The organism is Vibrio sp. Vb1127 (assembly GCF_033338735.1).
Lineage (GTDB): Bacteria > Pseudomonadota > Gammaproteobacteria > Enterobacterales > Vibrionaceae > Vibrio > Vibrio alginolyticus.
Genome location: NZ_JAWOTF010000002.1, coordinates 107,813 through 127,161, shown reverse-complemented (window position 1 = coordinate 127,161; position 19,349 = coordinate 107,813). Strand labels below are relative to the sequence as shown.

General features: G+C 43.4%; 21 protein-coding genes. 14 read left to right on the top strand and 7 right to left on the bottom strand.

Features of this window, described 5'->3' with window-relative positions; all coding sequences use genetic code 11:
- Positions 1–13: 13 nt before the first annotated feature.
- The 7 genes from R7H07_RS04465 to R7H07_RS04435 all read left to right on the top strand — a co-directional run bounded on the left by R7H07_RS04465 (position 14) and on the right by R7H07_RS04435 (position 3,622).
- Positions 14–673: a LexA family protein gene (locus tag R7H07_RS04465; protein ID WP_308414589.1), complete on the top strand. Its 660-nt coding sequence runs from the start codon at positions 14–16 to the stop codon at positions 671–673.
- A 185-nt stretch (positions 674–858) separates the two neighbouring features.
- Positions 859–1,128 carry a hypothetical protein gene (locus R7H07_RS04460; RefSeq protein WP_064490398.1) on the top strand — a complete coding sequence of 90 codons (270 nt, stop codon included), beginning with the start codon at positions 859–861 and terminating at the stop codon, positions 1,126–1,128.
- A 154-nt stretch (positions 1,129–1,282) separates the two neighbouring features.
- Positions 1,283–1,525: a hypothetical protein gene (locus tag R7H07_RS04455; protein WP_025632642.1), complete on the top strand. Its 243-nt coding sequence runs from the start codon at positions 1,283–1,285 to the stop codon at positions 1,523–1,525.
- Positions 1,522–1,923, top strand: coding sequence for a hypothetical protein (locus R7H07_RS04450; RefSeq protein WP_206959139.1), 402 nt, complete (start codon positions 1,522–1,524; stop codon positions 1,921–1,923). Before R7H07_RS04455 ends, R7H07_RS04450 begins: the two co-directional genes overlap by 4 nt.
- The gene (locus R7H07_RS04445; RefSeq protein ID WP_318079056.1) at positions 1,913–2,056 is read left to right on the top strand and encodes a hypothetical protein; all 144 of its coding nucleotides are present in this window, start codon (positions 1,913–1,915) and stop codon (positions 2,054–2,056) included. Before R7H07_RS04450 ends, R7H07_RS04445 begins: the two co-directional genes overlap by 11 nt.
- Positions 2,057–2,121: 65 nt before the next feature.
- Positions 2,122–2,424 carry a helix-turn-helix transcriptional regulator gene (locus tag R7H07_RS04440; protein WP_206959137.1) on the top strand — a complete coding sequence of 101 codons (303 nt, stop codon included), beginning with the start codon at positions 2,122–2,124 and terminating at the stop codon, positions 2,422–2,424.
- A gap of 430 nt (positions 2,425–2,854) precedes the next feature.
- Positions 2,855–3,622 (top strand): hypothetical protein, encoded by a 768-nt coding sequence (locus R7H07_RS04435; RefSeq protein WP_206959135.1) that lies wholly within the window; start codon positions 2,855–2,857, stop codon positions 3,620–3,622.
- Between the two features lie 332 nt (positions 3,623–3,954).
- Here the strand turns inward: R7H07_RS04435 and R7H07_RS04430 are convergent, their stop codons facing one another.
- From R7H07_RS04430 to R7H07_RS04420, 3 genes are all read right to left on the bottom strand, one after another.
- Complete coding sequence (locus R7H07_RS04430; RefSeq protein WP_206959133.1) at positions 3,955–4,698, bottom strand: HNH endonuclease; 744 nt, start codon at positions 4,696–4,698, stop codon at positions 3,955–3,957.
- A gap of 134 nt (positions 4,699–4,832) precedes the next feature.
- Positions 4,833–5,237 (bottom strand): hypothetical protein, encoded by a 405-nt coding sequence (locus R7H07_RS04425; RefSeq protein WP_206959131.1) that lies wholly within the window; start codon positions 5,235–5,237, stop codon positions 4,833–4,835.
- 181 nt (positions 5,238–5,418) lie between these two features.
- The gene (locus tag R7H07_RS04420; RefSeq protein ID WP_206959129.1) at positions 5,419–6,615 is read right to left on the bottom strand and encodes a tyrosine-type recombinase/integrase; all 1,197 of its coding nucleotides are present in this window, start codon (positions 6,613–6,615) and stop codon (positions 5,419–5,421) included.
- Positions 6,616–6,795: 180 nt separating this feature from the next.
- Here R7H07_RS04420 and sbcB point away from each other — a divergent pair, with 180 nt between their 5' ends.
- From sbcB to purT, 5 genes are all read left to right on the top strand, one after another.
- On the top strand, positions 6,796–8,217 hold the full coding sequence (gene sbcB / locus R7H07_RS04415) for an exodeoxyribonuclease I (RefSeq protein WP_206959128.1): 1,422 nt from the start codon (positions 6,796–6,798) through the stop codon (positions 8,215–8,217).
- A gap of 55 nt (positions 8,218–8,272) precedes the next feature.
- Entirely contained in the window at positions 8,273–8,647 is a 375-nt protein-coding gene (locus R7H07_RS04410) for a CidA/LrgA family protein (RefSeq protein WP_005397786.1), read from the top strand.
- Position 8,648: 1 nt separating this feature from the next.
- Positions 8,649–9,326: an LrgB family protein gene (locus tag R7H07_RS04405; RefSeq protein ID WP_005377888.1), complete on the top strand. Its 678-nt coding sequence runs from the start codon at positions 8,649–8,651 to the stop codon at positions 9,324–9,326.
- 431 nt (positions 9,327–9,757) lie between these two features.
- Positions 9,758–10,645, top strand: coding sequence for a cytidine deaminase (gene cdd / locus R7H07_RS04400; protein ID WP_206959126.1), 888 nt, complete (start codon positions 9,758–9,760; stop codon positions 10,643–10,645).
- A gap of 143 nt (positions 10,646–10,788) precedes the next feature.
- Entirely contained in the window at positions 10,789–11,964 is a 1,176-nt protein-coding gene (gene purT, locus R7H07_RS04395; protein WP_021033842.1) for a formate-dependent phosphoribosylglycinamide formyltransferase, read from the top strand.
- Positions 11,965–12,036: 72 nt separating this feature from the next.
- Here the strand turns inward: purT and R7H07_RS04390 are convergent, their stop codons facing one another.
- Positions 12,037–12,687, bottom strand: a complete 651-nt coding sequence (locus R7H07_RS04390; protein ID WP_154204661.1) for a thiopurine S-methyltransferase — start codon at positions 12,685–12,687, stop codon at positions 12,037–12,039.
- A 315-nt stretch (positions 12,688–13,002) separates the two neighbouring features.
- On the opposite strand from R7H07_RS04390, the gene R7H07_RS04385 reads away from it, so the two are divergent.
- Positions 13,003–13,782: a phosphoribosylglycinamide formyltransferase gene (locus R7H07_RS04385; RefSeq protein ID WP_206959125.1), complete on the top strand. Its 780-nt coding sequence runs from the start codon at positions 13,003–13,005 to the stop codon at positions 13,780–13,782.
- Between the two features lie 121 nt (positions 13,783–13,903).
- On the opposite strand, the gene ihfA is transcribed toward R7H07_RS04385, so the two are convergent.
- Positions 13,904–14,200: an integration host factor subunit alpha gene (ihfA, locus tag R7H07_RS04380; RefSeq protein ID WP_005377899.1), complete on the bottom strand. Its 297-nt coding sequence runs from the start codon at positions 14,198–14,200 to the stop codon at positions 13,904–13,906.
- A 534-nt stretch (positions 14,201–14,734) separates the two neighbouring features.
- Between ihfA and R7H07_RS04375 the strand changes: the two genes are divergently transcribed.
- Positions 14,735–15,616, top strand: coding sequence for an AEC family transporter (locus R7H07_RS04375; protein ID WP_206959123.1), 882 nt, complete (start codon positions 14,735–14,737; stop codon positions 15,614–15,616).
- Between the two features lie 213 nt (positions 15,617–15,829).
- On the opposite strand, the gene pheT is transcribed toward R7H07_RS04375, so the two are convergent.
- Both pheT and pheS read right to left on the bottom strand, forming a co-directional pair.
- Complete coding sequence (gene pheT / locus R7H07_RS04370; protein ID WP_206959121.1) at positions 15,830–18,235, bottom strand: phenylalanine--tRNA ligase subunit beta; 2,406 nt, start codon at positions 18,233–18,235, stop codon at positions 15,830–15,832.
- 18 nt (positions 18,236–18,253) lie between these two features.
- Complete coding sequence (gene pheS / locus R7H07_RS04365) at positions 18,254–19,237, bottom strand: phenylalanine--tRNA ligase subunit alpha (RefSeq protein ID WP_005385470.1); 984 nt, start codon at positions 19,235–19,237, stop codon at positions 18,254–18,256.
- Between the last annotated feature and the right edge of the window lie 112 nt (positions 19,238–19,349).

Genomic DNA, 19,349 nt, shown 5'->3' with positions numbered 1-19,349 from the left:
TTATGGAATGAAGATGAATTGGACAGATCTGGTTAAAGCCAGAATTAAAGAACTTGGGATCACCCAAGAAAAACTAGCTGAGTTAGTTGAAGTAACTCCTGGCGGAATGGGTCATTGGTTGAACAAACGAAGAGAACCAACGTTAGAACAAATAGCTAAGATCCTCAAAGCTGTTCAGCTTGATAAGTTGGTATTGCATTCAGATGGTACACTTGAGTATCCAGATGATGCTTTGGGCAACACCTCTGTAATAGACATACAACCATCGTTTACACAGTCTTTTCCCGTGCTAAGTTCAGTTCAAGCAGGTAACTGGTCAGAGGCTGTCGAGCCTTATACTATCGAAGAGATTAGTGAATGGCACCAAACAACCGAACGTACAAGTGGTCGCTGTTTTTGGTTAAGAGTCAAAGGCGACTCCATGACGTCTCCAACAAGTATTAGCTTTCCAGAAGGAACTCTCGTTCTTGTCGATACAGAGAAAGAAATAGAGAATGGCTCTCTAGTTGTAGCAAAACTAGTTGATGTAAATGAAGCCACATTTAAAAAGCTAGTTATCGATGCAGGACAAAAGTTTTTGAAGCCGTTAAACAGCTCTTACCCACAACTGCCCATCAATGGTAATTGCAAAATCATAGGCGTGGTAGTAGACGCAAAGATGAAACTCTTCTAGATTCTTTCCTCAGTTTAGTTGATTACAAGATACCGCTTTGATAGCGGTATTTTTTTGTCTCACATAAATAAATATACATTTTGTATTGACACAAATATGTACGAAATGTATATTTTAATCATTCAAGTAACTTACCGACCTGACCAATCGGTTTTCCGAGAACTTTGTGCAATGAGAGCTTAAAGATGAAAACAATGACGTTAGACCAAACCCATCAACTGCTGAACAACCTGCAACTACTCAATGTATGCAGCCATCAGTTTGAAGAAGTGACAGCTGAGCTAAGTAAGGATGATCCGCTCCGTATCGCTGCGACTTCCATTTTTGAAGGAGCCGAAGACTTTAAAGGGCTAGAGATTCACGTAAACGAAGAAGATTTTGAAAAGGCGCAAGAGCTATTCAGCCAGCTGGTTAGCCTGCAAGCCGCAGTGGAAGCAAGAACACTACCCCACTAGAAAGAGAAAACCCCTATCGGTGACCAAACCAACAGGGGTGTTCTTTGTGCAATGAGACTTACGCCTCGCAATCAGTATATATCCGGCTGACCACCAATATCAAGGATTTAGGCTGATTGCGGGTATTCACCCCACGACCAATAGGACATGTGCAATGAGTATTTTAACTTACCGCAACAGCCAAGAGGCATTTATAGGTAAACACATAACTTCTCTGTTAGAGCAAGACGGCCATGAAGAACTCGACATTAAACGAGCCGTTGAACGCGGAATCGATCACTATCGTAATACCGCTGGATTTGCCAAAGGTAAAGTGTTCGATGAATGCCTAGCCAGAGCTAAACAGATGCTCTCTCCTAAGAAGCCAAAACGCACTAGAAAAAGCAAAATAAAATGACACCTGAAGAGCGCAAACGTAAACAAAACGCCAAGCGCGCTCAAAAGTATAGAGATAAGCGCAAAGCCAACAATAACCAAGATTTGCGCGTATCTCTAAACCCTCAGGAACAGGCGAAGCTAGAGAAAATCTGCCAGTTCTTCGCCTACCCTGCTGAGCCGTACACCAAGGAAGAAGCGCTTCAGTCACTTATCCATCGTGTTTATAACGAAATTACAGTGATTAAAGCGCAATTGGGGAAATGCACTAAGTGCGGAGAACAGCTGCCCGAAGGGTGCGCAAAGTTAAGCGAAGGCGGTTTATTTAAAGGTGATGCGACTTGCTGGCACACCGCTAATCGAGTTCGTATTTATCAACCATCGGAGAAAGACAATGAAAGCAGACCAAGTGGCAGTTAAGGCCAAGGAAGAATTTGACGACATGGTAGATGAAACCGCGCTGAGTGACTACGCGGTAAACGAAGTCGACCTTGGAGAGATTGAAATCAACGGCAAGAAAATGACTGTCTATTTAGGCATTCGCCAGAACTAAAGCATTAAACCAACACAACCGATTGACCACGGTTTACGACTAACAAGATACAGGAGCTTTGTGCAATGACTTACTCTAACCTGAATACATCACCTATGAGCTTTACCTACTCTGCCCCTGCTTTCGTAGTTGAATCTGCGAAAGAAGCAGACAAGCCTGTATATGACGTAGAGCGTTACCCAGAATCTTCCAACAAGATCATGTGTCATCAAGAGGTGTTAGATTTCTTCAATAAGAAGAGAACCACCATCATTGCTTGGCGCAAGAACCGCAACTTTCCAGAACCAATTAGCAAATCACCGCTACGTTGGATTCGCGCAGCGGTGATGGAATGGGTCGAGCATGAAGGGGGGTTTAAGCAGAACTAATTCTAGACAACTTGTGACATAAGCAAACGATTTTCTATTAGGTACATGCGAACAAAAAAGTTCAGTGATAGTATCATTTGTAAACAAGTACAAATGGTTGTCTGGTTAACGAGCAAAAACGTTCTTTACGAACCCCAGCGTGAGACTTCCGGTGGCCCTACTTTCTCTAAGTATGAATATCAGTACCACTACACGTAAAGAAGCAAAATATACCCAGTTCGTTTAGTTGGATGAAATTGAGATAAGTAGTCTGTTTGATTTAGCTAGCTTTAGAAGTGCACTATTTCCTGTACTGCTAGTGGTTATGCTTCACTATTCGAATAATCATTCTGTACTTTTAGAATTTTTAAGCCATGAGTAATGAGTTACTGGCAATTAGTTGGTTGTTGAGATAATCCATGTAAATGCCATTATTGAGGAAAGATATAAAATGAATGAACCAGATCTATCTATACACCATGCTGAGGTAAAAATTGTATGGGCAAATGAATTAATTTGTACACTGATTAAAGAAATTGATAGCTTCATGGAGCGAAAGCCTTATTCTATATCTTTATCGCCCGACCCAGAACAGGGTATGATGTTTATACTAAATGTCGAACTCAAAGAAGGAATCCCCTACAGAATACCATGTCTAATCGGTGATATTTGTAATGGTCTTAGATCTAGTATGGACACATGCTGGATGGGGTTGCAAAGATCACTTAATCCTGACTGTCGAAGATCCTATTTTCCAATTAGAGAACACGACACTGGGCTAGTCAGAGAAGCTGAGAAGACCCTTAATGGTCAAAATCTGATAAAGATGACATCTATTTTCGACACCCTAAAACCCCACCATCAATTTGAATCAGGAGGAAATAAACACCTTATAGAGCTCAATGATTTAAATAATTGGCAGAAGCATAACATGTTAGTGCCTGCATTCGCTGTTACGAAACTGGGAGACAATACACTCATAACGTCTAATGATGGTAGCTCAATAAGACTAGATAATGCACTAGTACATGGCCAGGTAGCAGGTATAGGCGGGACAGCAGCGTCTATGACTTATGATTCAGAACCAACGGTAGAAGTACTTCTAAAGACTGGTAAATTTGGAGGATATCAACCGATAATTCCTCTTCTTGAAGCATTTAGGGACGTAGCCGTAAATTGTTTGGAATGCTTCAAGCGAGAATTCTCTAACTCTAAGTAGACTGCACACTAGTTTAAAGTAAATCAATCATGTTAGATTGGCACGAATACTTTTTAATTTCATCAAAGTAGGGGACTATAGAGTAGCAAGAACCAACCAATAAGCTCACTATGAGTACTTATCAAATGTTGATCAATTCAGCCTTGCGGATGTTGACGCCACTTACCAGTTGCCTATTATCTCGGTCTCTGACGAACGGGCTTACAAGGCCAGTGACTCAACGTTCGCCAATATCACACCTACTTGGCAATTGTATTTTATCAATGTCACTCCCCCACTTTACAGCTACTTGTACCAACTCACTCTGAGCAAATTGTTAAGTAACAATTTCGTTAATTCAGCGAGATCCCAACACCACAATTATCCATCATCATTCCGCCACAGTTAATACTAGTACCATCATCTGCTCGAACAAGTAATTCAGCCTGATTACCCTCAATCCTGTAACGACCTATCCTCATATTAATTTTATCAACAATGATACCATCTACGTCTGAAACCCTTAACTTTAGTGAAACATTACGTTGATTATCACGAACGATAAGAGTGCCACCAACAGCCTCAAAATCCCAGTTACCAGAGTTTACACGCCATTCATTGTCAATAATTTGTAAGCTTAATTCTCCTCGACTATTAAAGAATGTAGCACTAAGTCGAGCAGGCCCCCCTTCTTCCTCTGCTGGTTTGACTTGAATAACAGGATAGCCCTTTACTTGCAGTGGAATGGGAGTATTGGTTATGGAGGCTCCCCCTATAACAAACTTAGGTGTTGTAGCTAAAAGCTGAAACATTTCAGATGCATAATTGTTTTTGACACTAACAGGTTCCTTGCTAGCACGTTTTATTGACTCTTTAGATAAAAAATTACGAGTCACCTTCGCGTGGCATTGCGAACAAAGCAATACAATTTTCTCTGGGTCATGTTCTTTTGCTTCAGAAAACTCAGGGTCAACATGTTCATACTCGACAATAGCAGTTCCACAAACTACGCAGCCATAACCACACGCCTGACGTACTTTTCGCTTAACTTCTTCGGGAATATATCTACTCAATCCATGTTTATTTTTATCTGGCATAATTACCGACTATTATGTTTCTTGTTCAATACCCACTTAAACTGCAAGTAAACTTGCGCCATTTCTGAGCAGGAAGAGTTTGATGCACGTTTACGAATCAGATTTAAAACGATTGTTACATGGTACTAACTGCGTTAATTTTCTACCTGCTTTGAAGCTTTGTATGTTTTTAACCAAATAAATCTACTATTAGTTTTTTCCATTGAAAGTTCATATCTTAGATCATTTCTAATATCTATCAATAAAGGCTCCAGATCAATTGATGAATCATTGGGATTATTAAAAGCGACGGGAACTCTTTGTGCTATTTGTTCAGCTTTTTTAATCTGGGAATCAGTTCCCACTAATTGAATATCAACTAAAACTAGTTGTAAATTTTCAAAGCTCCAATTTTCAGAAGCGCTAAGAATCAAAGCAAGCCGCTGATAACAATCAGACAAAAATCTGATTCTTATTTCTCTTTTTTTATTCCTACTATCTCTCATAGCAGACAAAATATGCACAATTGCATAGCCTGTGATAGCAACCAATACGGGCAATATTGAGTCCCAAGGAAGCTCCCAGAACCAATGTCTATCAACTACTTAATCCAATTAGAACTCCTTGACCTGTTAGACACCCACTACATAATGCCCATTATCATGCTCCCTTTCATTGGTAGGTTCAAAGTTAATCGGTGAGTTAGTGAGATATGAGACTAACTGGTAAGCAACAAGGATACTAACTCACAGCAACTTTTTCATGTTCCAACTCTTTTTGAACTTGAGCAAACAAAGCTTCCGCGAACTTTTCATACGCTTCTTTTTGATCTGATAGCCAGTCATGCTTGTTGTAAATAGCCATTACACCAACCAGCTCATGCCCGAGCATTTTCTCGGTGACGTGTGGCATGGTGCCAAGTTCTGAACAAGTGGTAGAAATACTGCGGCGGAAGTCGTGGGTTCGCCAGTGAGGTAGGTTCAGGTTATCGCGTAACCTTCTTATATAGCGGTTTGCTGCGGATATGCAGATGGGCTTATGGAGGGATGCGCCAGGGAAAAGGTATTCATCATAGATGTTCATCAACCTTTCCAGCATCGGCTTGATGTGTTTTGGGATGGGTCTGCGAATGGTGTTACCCATTTTGCTTAATTCTGGTGGTACCGTCCAAATGTCGTTGACCATATCGAAGTGTTCGCGCTTGGCCAAGCGAAGCTCTGATAATCGGTTACCCCATAACATTGTTATTAAGTGCAGGTTCTTGGTCGATGTTCCTGCTTTGCTGCGTTCAATCGCGATCCAAACTTTGGCAAGTTCAGGAAGTGATAGAACTCGGTCACCGGCACTTGGTGACTCACCAACATCTTGCTGTCTGATTTTCTCAAAGTGCGTACCATCAATAAGGAACTTGGATTTACAGAAGTTAAGACAGGCGCGCATTTTAGAAAATGCAGAGTTAGCCGTCTTCGGATTCTTCTTGGCAATGTCATCGAACCAACGCATCCATTCTCGCGCGGTGATCTTTTCTACATCGACATCAGGAAAGGCATTGTAAAAGTAGTTGTTTGCCACCGAGCGGTAAAGCACCTGCGTCCCCTCTTTCTGAGTCGAGACTTTGTGCTCAAACCAGTAATCGAGACAGTCCTTCAGGGTAACAAAATCCGTCTCACCCGTAAGGGCTATCTCTGGGTTTCTTCCCTCTTCTTTAAGTTCAAGCATCCTTTTATGGATTTGCCTTGCATTCTTGAGGGTGGTTATCGGATACTTGCCTATACGAATGCGTTTGTTTTTACCATTAAACCTGCAACGGTATTGGAACGTGATGTTTGCTTTGGGTGATATCTTCGCTATTAGTCCTTCGCCGTCATTCAGTTCTGCCGGGCCGCTATATTCGCTTAGTTTTGCAATAGCTTTTAGCTGCTTGTCTGTAATGCTCAAGTTGTCTACCTTAAATTAGGACGCAGCACTTACAAAATTTGGACACATATTTAGACGCAAGTGCAAATGTAAAACGCGTAAAAACAATTAAAACCTAACGAAAAGATAGCACATAGAACACTGCTAATCGACTGATATACAAGGCTAGTTTTGAAGAATAACGAACAGAAAAAGACATCCATGAATAATACCGAACAGCCTACATTCTTCTTCTTTGATTATGAGACATGGGGAACCAACCCCGCGAAAGATCGCCCAAGCCAGTTTGCTGGTGTTCGTACAGATGAAAACTTTAATATCATCGGCGAGCCTTTAGTCATGTACTGCCAGCCACCTGCTGATTATCTTCCGTCTCCTGAAGCTGCACTTATTACTGGTATTACTCCGCAAAAAACGGTTCAAGAAGGCCTTTCTGAGCCAGAGTTTATCGCTAAGATTCACGCTGAACTCGCGAAACCCAATACTACCAGTTTAGGCTACAACAGCATTCGCTTTGATGACGAAGTGACCCGTTATACTTGTTATCGCAACTTTATCGATCCATACGCATGGAGTTGGCAAAACGGTAACTCACGTTGGGATTTACTCGATGTACTACGCGCGTGCCATGCCCTTCGCCCAGAAGGCGTAGAATGGCCAGAAAACGAAGATGGCTTCACTAGCTTTAAATTAGAACACTTGTCTGTGGCTAACGGCATAGAACATAGTAACGCGCACGATGCCATGGCAGATGTGGTTGCGACTATCGAAATGGCAAAGAAAGTAAAAGCAGCGCAACCAAAATTGTTTGATTACTTTTTTTCTATGCGCCAAAAGCGCAAGCTCAATGATTTAGTCGACATCGTCAACATGACACCGTTGATGCACGTTTCAGGCATGCTAGGGCGCGAATGCCAGTACACTAGCTGGATTGTGCCTGTTGCTTGGCATCCAACCAATAATAACGCCGTTATCACCATCGATTTAGCGAAAGACCCTCAACCTATTCTTGAGCTATCCGCAGAAGAGCTGCACGAAAGACTCTACACGAAGCGCGAAGATCTTGGTGAATTGCTACCAGTGCCAGTTAAACTAGTTCATTTGAACAAATGCCCTATTCTCGCCCCTGCAAAAACGTTAACGGCTGAAAATGCAGAGTCTATTGGCATTGATCGCCAACAATGTCTCGCCAATCTCGCTTTGTTGCGCCAACATCCTGAAATTAGAGAAAAGCTGATTAGCCTCTTTTCAGTCGAGCGCAAATTCGATAAAAGTGATGACGTCGATACACAACTTTACGACGGGTTCTTTTCTCCAGCCGATCGCGCAGCTATGGATATCATTCGCGAAACCGATCCGAATAATCTTGCTGCATTAGACATTGAATTTGATGACAAGCGCATTAAACCTCTATTGTTCCGCTATCGTGCGCGTAACTTCCCAGGCACATTAAACGAGCAAGAACAAAGACGCTGGGCATTACACTGTCGAGAAGTGTTTGAAAGCCAAATTGAAGAGTACATGCTGAATTTAGAAAACTTAGTTCACGAACATGAAAGTGACGAAAAGAAGATTGCGATATTAAAATCCGTGTACCGTTATGTAGAGAGCTTAGCTTCTTAACTCCTCCTAATACAAGCGCACCTTATGGTGTGCTTGTTGTTTATATACTGTCAAAATGATTAAAGAACGATTCTTACAACTGATCCAACTGCTCATTTCAATCTTCCTCATCATGGGGGCACTTGGCATCGGAATTACCATTCAAAAGTTCACTGGCGTTTCCGTCCCAGGAAGTGTCATCGGTATGCTCGTACTGTTTTTCTCTATGACTCTTGGGCTTGTAAAGGTCGATTGGGTCAAACCGGGCGCCACGCTATTTATCCGCTACATGATTTTGTTGTTCGTTCCTATTAGCGTGGGATTAATGCAACATTTCGATATGCTACTCGCTAATGCCCTCCCTATCATTGCTAGCGCAGTTGGAGGCTCACTCATTGTACTAGTCAGCCTCGCTTGGCTGCTGGACTACTTGCTAAAGGAGAAGCACTGATATGTGGTTAGTTGTTACCATTGCGGTTTTTCTTGTCGCGCGCCAAATCGCAATCAAAGTGAATAATCCTCTAGCAAATCCTTTGCTGATCAGTATTGCAGTGCTCATTCCTTTGCTTACTTACTTAAATGTACCGTTTGAAACGTATTATGCGGATAACGAAGGGATCAGTTTTTTACTTCAACCAGCCGTAGTTGCTCTGGCTTACCCGCTATATGAACAACTACCACAGATTAAAGCAAACTGGCGAATCATCACTTTTGCTTGCACAGTAGGCAGTGTGATGTCGATGATGACAACCACCTTGATCGCAGTCGCTTTCAAAGCAGATATCAGTTTAATCGCAAGTCTAGTGGGTAAATCCGTCACTACGCCAATAGCAATGGAAATTTCGAGTCACCTCGGTGGTGAAGCTGCCGTTGCGGCGATCTTGGTTCTGATTGTTGGTTTATTGGGCGCGATTTTGGCATACCCAATTTACAACTTAATTGGAATTAAACACCCGATTGCACGTGGTCTGACAATGGGTACAGTCTCTCATGCCTTAGGCACCGCTACTTGTGCAGAGAAACAGCCCATAGATGCCGCGTTCTCATCACTCGCATTGGTTTTATGTGGGATCATAACTTCTATTTTGGCTCCAAGTTTTTTTGCTTTGGCGGTCTGGCTATATCAATAGTTAAGCGCTCTCGGTCTGCCCTCCTTCCGGCAGGCCGTAGCCTTTCCGTTTCTTACTTATCCCTTTTCAAAACCCTATCTTATCTATCAAACTCACCCAGTAATATCGTGAAGGGACTTGACTGAGATATACATTCATAGCATGAGCATTCTAGGTGCTACCACTCGCTCTAGATTACGTAGGTATAAAGTAGCGTAGCGGTAAAAGTCGCGTTAGTAACATACTCCTGCTCCTTGGTCATATGAATATATACTGATATGGTTAATTGTGAGACGGAGATAACGCTTCACACCTGTGCAATCGAATACATGTGTGAGCTCACTCTAATTATGTAACAGAATTATCAATTGCATTATTTATCGTGATCTAACGCACGGAACATTTCTATCTTTCACATAGAATAACTGTCCATGCAATAACAAGGATTCAACATGAAAAGTCGCATTGAACAGGCGCTAGCAGGCGCTCCAGAAGCACTTTCCAAACAACTTGCTCCTATCATCCAAGCTGATGATTTTGATGCTACGCTTTCAGTTCAACAATTTGAGCAGTTGCTTTCAGCTACCGGTCTATCAGACAAAGAGCTTCGTGTTGCGCTACTTCCTTTTGCCGCAGCGTACTCCTATGCTCCCCTTTCTGACTTTTATGTCGGCGCTATCGTTCGTGGTCTTTCAGGTCGCCTTTACTTCGGTGCCAACATGGAATTCTTTGGTGTACAGTTGGGTCAAACGGTTCACGCAGAGCAGTCTGCGATTAGCCATGCTTGGATGAAAGGCGAACGTGGTGTTAAGGATATCACTATCAACTTCAGCCCATGTGGTCACTGCCGCCAGTTCATGAATGAGTTATCTACCGCAAACGAGCTTAAAATCCAGCTCCCAGAACGCGAAGAAAAGTCACTTCATGAATACCTGCCTGAAGCCTTTGGACCAAATGATCTCGGTATCGAGTCCGGCTTAATGGCAGAAGTTAAACACCAATTCTCATGTGATGATGAAGACGCACTCATCCAAACTGCAGTTGAAGCGATGAACATGAGCCACTCTCCATACACCAACAACTTGAGTGGTTTAGCATTAGAGATGACTAGCGGTCGTGTATTCCAAGGCGCTTATGCAGAAAATGCAGCGTTTAATCCTAGCTTGCCACCGCTACAAGTTGCGCTAATCCAAGTTTTACTTGCGGGTGAAACCTTTGACAGCATCAAAGCCGCTGCATTGGTAGAGAACTCAGAAGGTAAGATCAGTCATTTAGCCGATACGCAATCAACGTTGGAAGCGTTGAATCCAGATATTCCGCTTAGTTTTGTCAACGTATAAACGACAAATTCAACAAAAAGCTCTACAACATGTAGAGCTTTTTTATTACCTAAAAACCAAAAGCAAACGTTTGCTTTGTCATAAAACTTCAGTATGATCTCCTGCAATTTCTGTCTCATCACTCTATTTTGTAAGGGAACACTATGTTTGGCACTGCAACTAGCGCAAATGCTACCCGTGTATTACTTTTAGGCTCTGGCGAACTCGGTAAAGAAGTCGCCATTGAATGCCAGAGACTTGGTTTAGAAGTGATTGCTTGTGATCGCTATGCCAATGCTCCAGCGATGCAAGTCGCTCACCGTAGTTATGTTATCGACATGTTAGATGGGAACGCCTTAGAAGAAGTTATTACGAAGGAACAACCTACTTACGTCGTACCAGAAATTGAAGCCATCGCAACCGGCAAACTGGTAGAGCTTGAAGAAAAAGGACTGAATGTTGTTCCAACCGCTAAGGCAACCAGGCTAACAATGAATCGTGAAGGTATCCGACGTTTGGCAGCAGAAGAACTGGAATTGACGACTTCACCTTATCGTTTTGCAGATAACTTTGAAGACTTCAAAGCCGCGGTTGAACATGTGGGTATTCCGTGCGTGGTGAAGCCAGTGATGAGCTCTTCCGGTAAAGGGCAAAGTGTTATCAAGACCGAAGACGACGTTACAAAAGCATGGGATTACGCTCAGGAAGGCGGACGTACGGGTGCAGGTCGCGTTATCGTGGAAGGTTTTATCGACTTCGATTACGAAATCACTTTATTGACCATCAGAGCCGTTGACGGTGTGCATTTCTGTGCTCCAATTGGTCATCGTCAGGAAGATGGCGACTACCGCGAATCATGGCAACCGCAAGCTATGTCAGAAAACGCAGTAAAAGCAGCTGAATACACGGCTGAGAAAGTGGTAAACGCGCTCGGTGGCTACGGCATCTTTGGTGTAGAGCTGTTTGTCAAAGGCGATAAAGTCATTTTCAATGAGGTCTCTCCTCGCCCTCACGATACGGGTATGGTTACAATGATTTCGCAGGAAATGTCTGAGTTTGCTCTCCACGTGCGCGCGTTTACCGGAATGCCAATTAATAATATTGTGCAATATGGCCCATCTGCGTCTGCTGTTATTCTTGGACAAGGAACTTCCACAAACATTCGCTTTGAAAACCTAAGCAAAGCTTTAGCTCAACCTCAAACACAAGTTCGTCTATTCGGTAAGCCAGAAATCGATGGCCGCCGCCGTTTAGGTGTTGTCCTTACGCGACGAAAAACCACCGAAGAAGCCGTTCAAGATGCTGTTGAAAGTGCTTCAAAAGTGAATATCATTTATTAAATACGAACCACTCATACAAAAATAGCGCAGCTCAAATTGCTGCGCTATTTCGTGTTCCAAACCGAAGAGAGCCTATTCACTCTCGATTAAGTACACTTCTTCAGAGAAGCGACTTAAGCCTTTTTTCACAATTTTAGGATGATTCTCGTCAGCTTCATCTACGTTCAAACAAGTAACTTTGTAACCTGAAAATAACTGCTCAATCTCTTCGACCGGCACGCTAAATGGAGGCCCCGCCATCTCTTCTTGAGGATAGTTGAGTGTAACAAGCAAAATACGACCGCCTGGGTTCAGCAGTTGCTTGAGACGCTCTACATACTCCTCTCGCATATCTTGCGGTAAAGCAACCAACGCGGCGCGATCATAAATGATATCGGCTTGAGATAGTGGTGCAGTGAAAAAGTCCCCAGTATAAATAGAGAGCTCATCAAATTGATAAAGCTCGTGCTTGCCATTAAGAGGCGTTACCGTTGGCGTGTAAAAATGTTCAGCAAAAAAGGCACGCACAGCAATATGGCTTAGCTCAACACCTTCAACCGAATCATGCTTCATCGCTAGCCAAATCAAGTCTTCTGACTTTCCACATAAAGGAACTAACACTTTATCTTCACGCTTTGGATTAGTGTGTTTCCAATATACTGGTAATAGCGGGTTTACATCTTCCAAGTGAAATCCGATCTGATTGCTGGCCCATTTGTTATGCCAAAATTCTTGGTCTCTCATTTTACTTTCTACTTGTCGGCTGTTTTCATTTTGAGAGGTAAGACTAACGTTTTTTTTCAATTTGTCTATGCCGTTCATCTTTGGTTAATACTGCGGTGATAGGATGTAATCGGTCTCATAGGAGACGCGCCTCTATCTGATAATCAGAATAAAGAAAAGAGAAATGGTGATCTAACGCACGATTCTACTTCAAGATAAAACTGAAACCTTGGAATCTTTCGTAATGGCCCCATTTATAAGTTAGTACCTGATTTGCCGAACTTAGCGACCTTTATGTTCCCTATTTTCTAAGTACAAGCAAGTTAAGGAGAGTGAATGAGCTTATTTCTTCGTACTACAGCATTGATGCTTTTGGTACTTAGCCGTGCACCGGCATTTGCCGCACTTCCAATTACCCCTGCGCCTAGTGGCGAACAAAATCGTTCAACCAGCCAAAACGAAGTTTGTTCGAAACTTTTTAAACACAGCCTTAGCGGTTTATATGGCATTCAGTCAATCGACACCACACCAACTCAGCCATATTCTGACTTCGACATTCTTTACAGCAAAGCTCACCAAGCGCAATTTGAACTTGAAACTATCTGTAAAAGTACCGCACTTCTTAATGATGCTCAGCCATACTTCGCAGGCGTGAAATCCAAACAACGAGCAGAAGAAAAGATAGCTTTAGAGTTAGATGGGAAAGTTGAACGTATTACTGACCTAGCACGTGCAACGATTGTAGCTGAAGACGTCGCGAGTTTAGTCTCCATTTATGAAACGTTAGAGCGTGAAACAACGATTGTGAAAGTAAAAAATCGATTCAAAAAACCTGGCCCTTCAGGATATAGAGACTTGAACTTGCTCGTTCGTTTACCAAAAACAAACCTAGTAGCCGAAGTTCAACTGCACTTGAAAGCAATCGCAGATGTAAAAAGCGGTCCCGAACACGACCTATACGAAAAAATCCAGAAACTAGAACGTCAAGCGATGTTGGAAAAACGTGAGCTAAGCGAAATAGAGCTTGCCTCTATTCACAACATGCGTACACAGTCTAAGAACTTGTACCAACAAGCATGGCAACCATACTTAACAACGCATCTAGAAGCGGCGTAACCGATATAATTAAGCGTCTCTCATAAACAGAAAAACCACCGCATTGCGGTGGTTTTCATTTGTATGCACACGAATTTTACGCAAAAAAAGACCACGCCTTAGCGTGATCCATTTATTCGGCTTACTGTACTTTCTTCAGGTTTTCTACACGAGCTTTTAACTTCTGACCCGGGCGAAAAGTCACTACACGTCGAGCAGTAATTGGAATATCTTCACCAGTTTTCGGGTTACGACCAGGTCGTTCATTCTTGTCACGAAGATCAAAGTTACCAAAACCTGACAGTTTTACCTGTTCGCCACTTTCCAGTGCCTTACGAATCTCTTCAAAGAACACTTCCACCGTTTCCTTGGCGTCCCGCTTACTAAATCCTAATTTATCAAACAGGTTTTCTGCCAGTTCGGCTTTTGTGAGCGCCATAAAACTTTCCTCAAAGCTATGTTAAACAATGCTACGTTAGTGTAGCGCCAGAGCAGTTTTACCCTACCAATTCAACAACATATCGGGGTTACATCAGGAAGTGTATGACAAGCTTATGATTTTCGCCAACTTTTTTCTTGGCGAACAAAAGGAATAGCACTACGTAAATTATTGTTAAACGCCAGAAATTTGATATTTTTGTTTTTGTTTCATCTTTATCAGGAAAAACATCCAGATTATAAAACTAAAATTAGTTTAAATATCAACATTAAACACTATTTAATAAAAATATCAGATATTGGTTATTTAACAGACACTTGACATAGAACTTGTCGTAAATTCAGTGATTTGTATGTAACTCGATACGTAACAATTAGATTAAAAGGTATGACCACCTGTACTTTGTAACTGTGCTTAGAAAGCTTGATTAAACCCACGCTTCTCGCTGTTTAACGATGACGCCATATATAAAGATTGATAATGTGGAAGTTCGTGTATTTCCTCATTAGCTTCTTACACTGCTTCTAGGCGACCATGATTAATCAAATCATAAATATTCTTTTCCCTGTTTTTGCTCTTGTCGGAGTTGGCTATTTGGTCGGTCGTTACATCAAGCCTGACTTTCGCCCAATAAACCGCATTAATATTGAGGTATTCACGCCAGCACTGGTATTTTCGTCACTCGTTAGCATGCCGCTCAATTCAAATCAGGGGCCGCTTCTTTTGGCGGCAATTGTCGCGGTTTTAATTCCCGCACTACTCATGATCCCGGTATGTCGATGGACGTCACTCTCGTTTAAAACCTGGGCGCCACCACATATGTTTCGCAATAGCGGAAATCTAGCTATTCCTTTGTTTACCTATACGTTTGGAGAAATTGCGCTGTCGTCAGCAGTGCTTTTATTTGTCGTGTCAGCATGCTTGCATATCAGCTTAGGCATAATGCTGCTTAGTCATGGCAACCCTTTTAAGCAAATAGTCAAGATGCCAATCTTTTTAGCAGCGTCGTTGGCTCTGTTTCTCAACGTGTCAAATGTGGGTGCATGGGCGCCTTTATACGAAGCCACGGCTCTACTTGGGCAAGCGGCCGTACCCGTGATGCTTTTATCTCTGGGGACACAAATGTGTCATTTAAGGTTGGACGGTTTAAAGATTGGTGTGTTGTGTACCGTGCAGTCACTGGCAACTGGTGCTGTCGCTTTTGCACTTATTTATTGGTTAATTCCCCTTCCAACGATGCAATTGCAAATGATGGTGCTCTTCACAATGCTGCCGCCAGCCGTCATGAATTACCTATTTGCGGAAAGGCTGAATATAGAACCCATGAAAGTGGCGTCAATGGTACTATTTGGCAACTTTTTCAGCATTCTTACGCTGCCTCTTCTGCTTAGCTATACCCTCTCACTCGCTGCCTAACCGCCAATAAGCTATCGTTAGCGTGTATTAGCTGAAAAACAATACGTTCCTAATCTCGGGTAAGGGCCATCCCTAGTTTGGTCTAGTATTTTAAAGTAATGAGGGGTGGTGCGAGCAGTAAGGAACTTGAACAACGATAAGGTAATCCTAAAAATAAAAAACCCTGCCGAGCTGGCAGGGTTTTCATTTCTTAAGAAGATGCGTTACGCGAGATTAGTCACGTAGAGACGCACCAAACTTCTCAGAAACGTGAGCAACGATAGCGTCAACCGCACCCGCGATATCTGCATCTTCAAGCGTACGCTCAAGTGACTGTAGAGTCAGAGCGATTGCTAGGCTCTTCTTACCATCTTCAACGCCTTTACCTACGTAAACGTCGAACAGTTTCGCATCTTTAAGGAACTCGCCACCTTGCTCTAGACAAGCGTTAACGATGTCACCAGATGCAACAGCTTCATCCACTACTACCGCGATATCACGACGGTTTGAAGGGAATTTAGAAAGTGCTACCGCTTCTGGGATCACTTTGCTGTTAATTGCAGACCATTCGATTTCGAATACGATAGTACGACCATTTAGACCGAACTTACGCTCAAGCTCAGGGTGAACGGTACCGATCACGCCCACTTCTTTGCCATCTACGATGATTGCCGCAGATTGACCTGGGTGAAGTGCTGGGTTAGCTTTTTTGCTTTCAGGTGACAGTGCAGCGAAAGAGTACGCTTTTTCGTTCGCAGATAGCTCTAGAATCGCTTCTAGATCGCCCTTAAGGTCGAAGAAATCAACCGTGTTAGTTTCGATATCCCAATGTTCTTCACCGCGACTACCAGCAATAACACCTGCAAGCATAGGCTCTTGGCGCATGCCGTTTTCTGCAGTTTCACATGGGATGAAACGTAGGCCGTATTCGAATAGACGAACGCGTGGCTGTTGACGCTTCTGGTTGTGAACAACCGTGTTCAGCAGACCTTGGATAAGACCAAGACGCATTGCTGACATGTCTGCAGAAATTGGGTTTGGAAGCACTAGAGGCTCAACACCAGGTACAACTAGCTTTTGTTGCTCAGGCTCAACGAAGCTGTATGTAATTGCTTCGTGGTAACCACGGTCAACAAGAAGATCACGAACGCGTTTCAGTGGAAGATCCGCTTCAACGTGGTTGTGCATCTTAAGTGCTGCTGCTGGGTGTTGGTTAGGAATGTTGTCATAACCGTAGATACGGCCAACTTCTTCAATCAGGTCTTGCTCGATAGCGATATCGAAACGCCATGTTGGCGCTACTGCCATCCAACCTTCTTCTGAAGCTTCAACAGTCAAACCTAGACGCTCTAGGATTTCTACTACGTCGCTATCTGCAATGTGGTGACCTAGCAGGTTGTCTAGCTTAGTACGACGTAGAGCAACTTTGTTTGGCTTAGGTAGGTCTGCTTCAGACTCTACTGCAACAACAGGTGCTACTTCACCGCCACAGATCTCAACAAGAAGCTGAGTTGCACGCTCCATTGCGCTCACTTGTAGTGCGTAATCCACACCACGCTCGAAACGCATTGAAGAATCAGTGTGAAGACCGTAGCTACGTGCGCGGCCACGGATGTGGTCAGGTGCAAAGAATGCACACTCTAGTAGAACGTCTTTAGTCTCAGTTGTTACACCAGACTCTTCACCACCAAAGATACCTGCGATTGCAAGTGCTTTGTTGTGGTCAGCAACTACTAGTGTATCTGCGTTTAGTTCTGCTTCGTTGCCGTCAAGAAGCGTTAGCTTCTCACCTTGCTCAGCCATACGAACTACGATGCCACCTTCGATCTTCGCTAGATCGAATGCGTGCATTGGTTGGCCTTGCTCTAGAAGAACGTAGTTAGTGATGTCTACTACAGGGTCGATAGAGCGAATACCACAACGACGCAGTTTCTCTTGCATCCATAGTGGTGTTTCAGCTTGAACGTTTACGTTCTTAATAACACGACCTAGGTAACGAGGACACGCAGCAGGAGCTTTCACTTCGATAGACACTTTATCGTCGATTGAAGGGGCAACTGCTTCTACTGATGGCTCAGTCACGTCAGCACGGTTTAGTACGCCAACTTCACGAGCTAGACCACGAATGCTGAAACAGTCAGCGCGGTTTGCTGTTAAGTCTACGTCTACTGTTACGTCGTCTAGACCTAGGAATTCACGGAAATCAGTACCGACTACTGCGTCTTCTGCTAGTTCCATGATACCGTCTGACTCAACGTCGATACCTAGTTCAGTGAATGAACAAAGCATGCCGTGAGATGGCTGGCCACGTAGTTTCGCTTTTTTGATTTTGAAATCACCTGGAAGAACAGCACCAACTGTTGCTACTGCTACTTTCAGACCTTGGCGACAGTTAGGTGCGCCACAAACAATGTCTAGAAGCTCTTCTTCACCCACGTCAACTTTAGTTACGCGCAGTTTGTCTGCATCTGGGTGTTGACCACATTCAACAACGTGACCGACTTTAACGCCAGTAAAAGACCCTGCAACAGGTAGAACGTCGTCTACCTCTAGACCGGCCATTGTAATTTGGTGAGTTAGCTCGTCAGTAGTAACCGCAGGGTTTACCCACTCACGAAGCCATGATTCGCTGAATTTCATGTTGATGAACCCTCTGGATTACTTGAACTGTTTTAGGAAACGAAGATCGTTCTCGAAGAACGCACGTAGGTCGTTCACGCCGTAACGAAGCATTGTTAGACGCTCAACACCCATACCGAATGCGAAACCAGAGTATTTTTCAGGATCGATACCTACGCTACGTAGCACGTTCGGATGAACCATACCGCAGCCTAGTACTTCTAACCATTTACCGTTTTTGCCTTTCACGTCTACTTCAGCTGAAGGCTCAGTGAATGGGAAGTAAGATGGACGGAAACGTACTTCTACTTCTTCTTCGAAGAAGTTACATAGGAAATCGTGCAGGATGCCTTTCAGCTGAGCAAAGTTTACGTTCTCATCAACCAGCATGCCTTCCACTTGGTGGAACATTGGCGTGTGCGTTTGGTCGTAGTCGTTACGGTATACACGGCCTGGTGCGATGAAACGGAATGGTGGTTTACCATTTTCCATCGTACGGATCTGTACGCCTGACGTATGAGTACGAAGCATCAAGTCTGGGTTGAAGAAGAAAGTATCGTGGTCAGTACGCGCTGGGTGATCAGCTGCGATGTTTAGCGCATCGAAGTTGTGGAATGCATCTTCGATCTCTGGGCCAGCCTCGGTGTTAAAACCAAGTTCGCCAAAGAACTTCTCAATACGCTCTACAGTACGAGTTACTGGGTGTAGACCACCGTTTTCAATACGACGACCTGGTAGTGTTACGTCGATTGTTTCTGCTGCTAGTTTCGCTTCAAGCTCAGCACGTTGTAGTGCATCTTTACGAGCTGCGATAGCTTGCTGAACTACGCCTTTCGCTTTGTTGATCTCTTGACCAGCTTCACGGCGTTCTTCTGGTGGTAGTTTGCCTAGGCTTTGAAGTTGAGCAGTTAGCTCACCTTTTTTACCCAGATACTGAACACGCACTTCATCAAGTGCGACTAGCGATTCGGCAGCTTCAATTGCAGTGCTCGCGCTAGCAATGATCTCTTCTAGATGTTGCATCGTTTCCTCATCTACCTGTAGGTAGTGTCCATAAGGGAGTGATTGGTTTTTTGATAGCTGTACATAGTAGCCAAACCGGGCACCAATGCCAAATTGAATTACGAAAAGAAGA

What these genes read in the sequence shown, in the direction of transcription:
- R7H07_RS04465 (WP_308414589.1), top strand. Translation starts at nt 14, where the DNA reads ATGAATTGGACAGATCTGGTTAAAGCCAGAATTAAAGAACTTGGGATC.
- R7H07_RS04460 (WP_064490398.1), top strand. Translation starts at nt 859, where the DNA reads ATGAAAACAATGACGTTAGACCAAACCCATCAACTGCTGAACAACCTG.
- R7H07_RS04455 (WP_025632642.1), top strand. Translation starts at nt 1,283, where the DNA reads ATGAGTATTTTAACTTACCGCAACAGCCAAGAGGCATTTATAGGTAAA.
- R7H07_RS04450 (WP_206959139.1), top strand. Translation starts at nt 1,522, where the DNA reads ATGACACCTGAAGAGCGCAAACGTAAACAAAACGCCAAGCGCGCTCAA.
- R7H07_RS04440 (WP_206959137.1), top strand. Translation starts at nt 2,122, where the DNA reads ATGACTTACTCTAACCTGAATACATCACCTATGAGCTTTACCTACTCT.
- R7H07_RS04435 (WP_206959135.1), top strand. Translation starts at nt 2,855, where the DNA reads ATGAATGAACCAGATCTATCTATACACCATGCTGAGGTAAAAATTGTA.
- R7H07_RS04430 (WP_206959133.1), bottom strand. Translation starts at nt 4,698, where the DNA reads ATGCCAGATAAAAATAAACATGGATTGAGTAGATATATTCCCGAAGAA.
- sbcB (WP_206959128.1), top strand. Translation starts at nt 6,796, where the DNA reads ATGAATAATACCGAACAGCCTACATTCTTCTTCTTTGATTATGAGACA.
- R7H07_RS04410 (WP_005397786.1), top strand. Translation starts at nt 8,273, where the DNA reads ATGATTAAAGAACGATTCTTACAACTGATCCAACTGCTCATTTCAATC.
- R7H07_RS04405 (WP_005377888.1), top strand. Translation starts at nt 8,649, where the DNA reads ATGTGGTTAGTTGTTACCATTGCGGTTTTTCTTGTCGCGCGCCAAATC.
- cdd (WP_206959126.1), top strand. Translation starts at nt 9,758, where the DNA reads ATGAAAAGTCGCATTGAACAGGCGCTAGCAGGCGCTCCAGAAGCACTT.
- purT (WP_021033842.1), top strand. Translation starts at nt 10,789, where the DNA reads ATGTTTGGCACTGCAACTAGCGCAAATGCTACCCGTGTATTACTTTTA.
- R7H07_RS04390 (WP_154204661.1), bottom strand. Translation starts at nt 12,687, where the DNA reads ATGAGAGACCAAGAATTTTGGCATAACAAATGGGCCAGCAATCAGATC.
- R7H07_RS04385 (WP_206959125.1), top strand. Translation starts at nt 13,003, where the DNA reads ATGAGCTTATTTCTTCGTACTACAGCATTGATGCTTTTGGTACTTAGC.
- ihfA (WP_005377899.1), bottom strand. Translation starts at nt 14,200, where the DNA reads ATGGCGCTCACAAAAGCCGAACTGGCAGAAAACCTGTTTGATAAATTA.
- R7H07_RS04375 (WP_206959123.1), top strand. Translation starts at nt 14,735, where the DNA reads ATGATTAATCAAATCATAAATATTCTTTTCCCTGTTTTTGCTCTTGTC.
- pheT (WP_206959121.1), bottom strand. Translation starts at nt 18,235, where the DNA reads ATGAAATTCAGCGAATCATGGCTTCGTGAGTGGGTAAACCCTGCGGTT.
- pheS (WP_005385470.1), bottom strand. Translation starts at nt 19,237, where the DNA reads ATGCAACATCTAGAAGAGATCATTGCTAGCGCGAGCACTGCAATTGAA.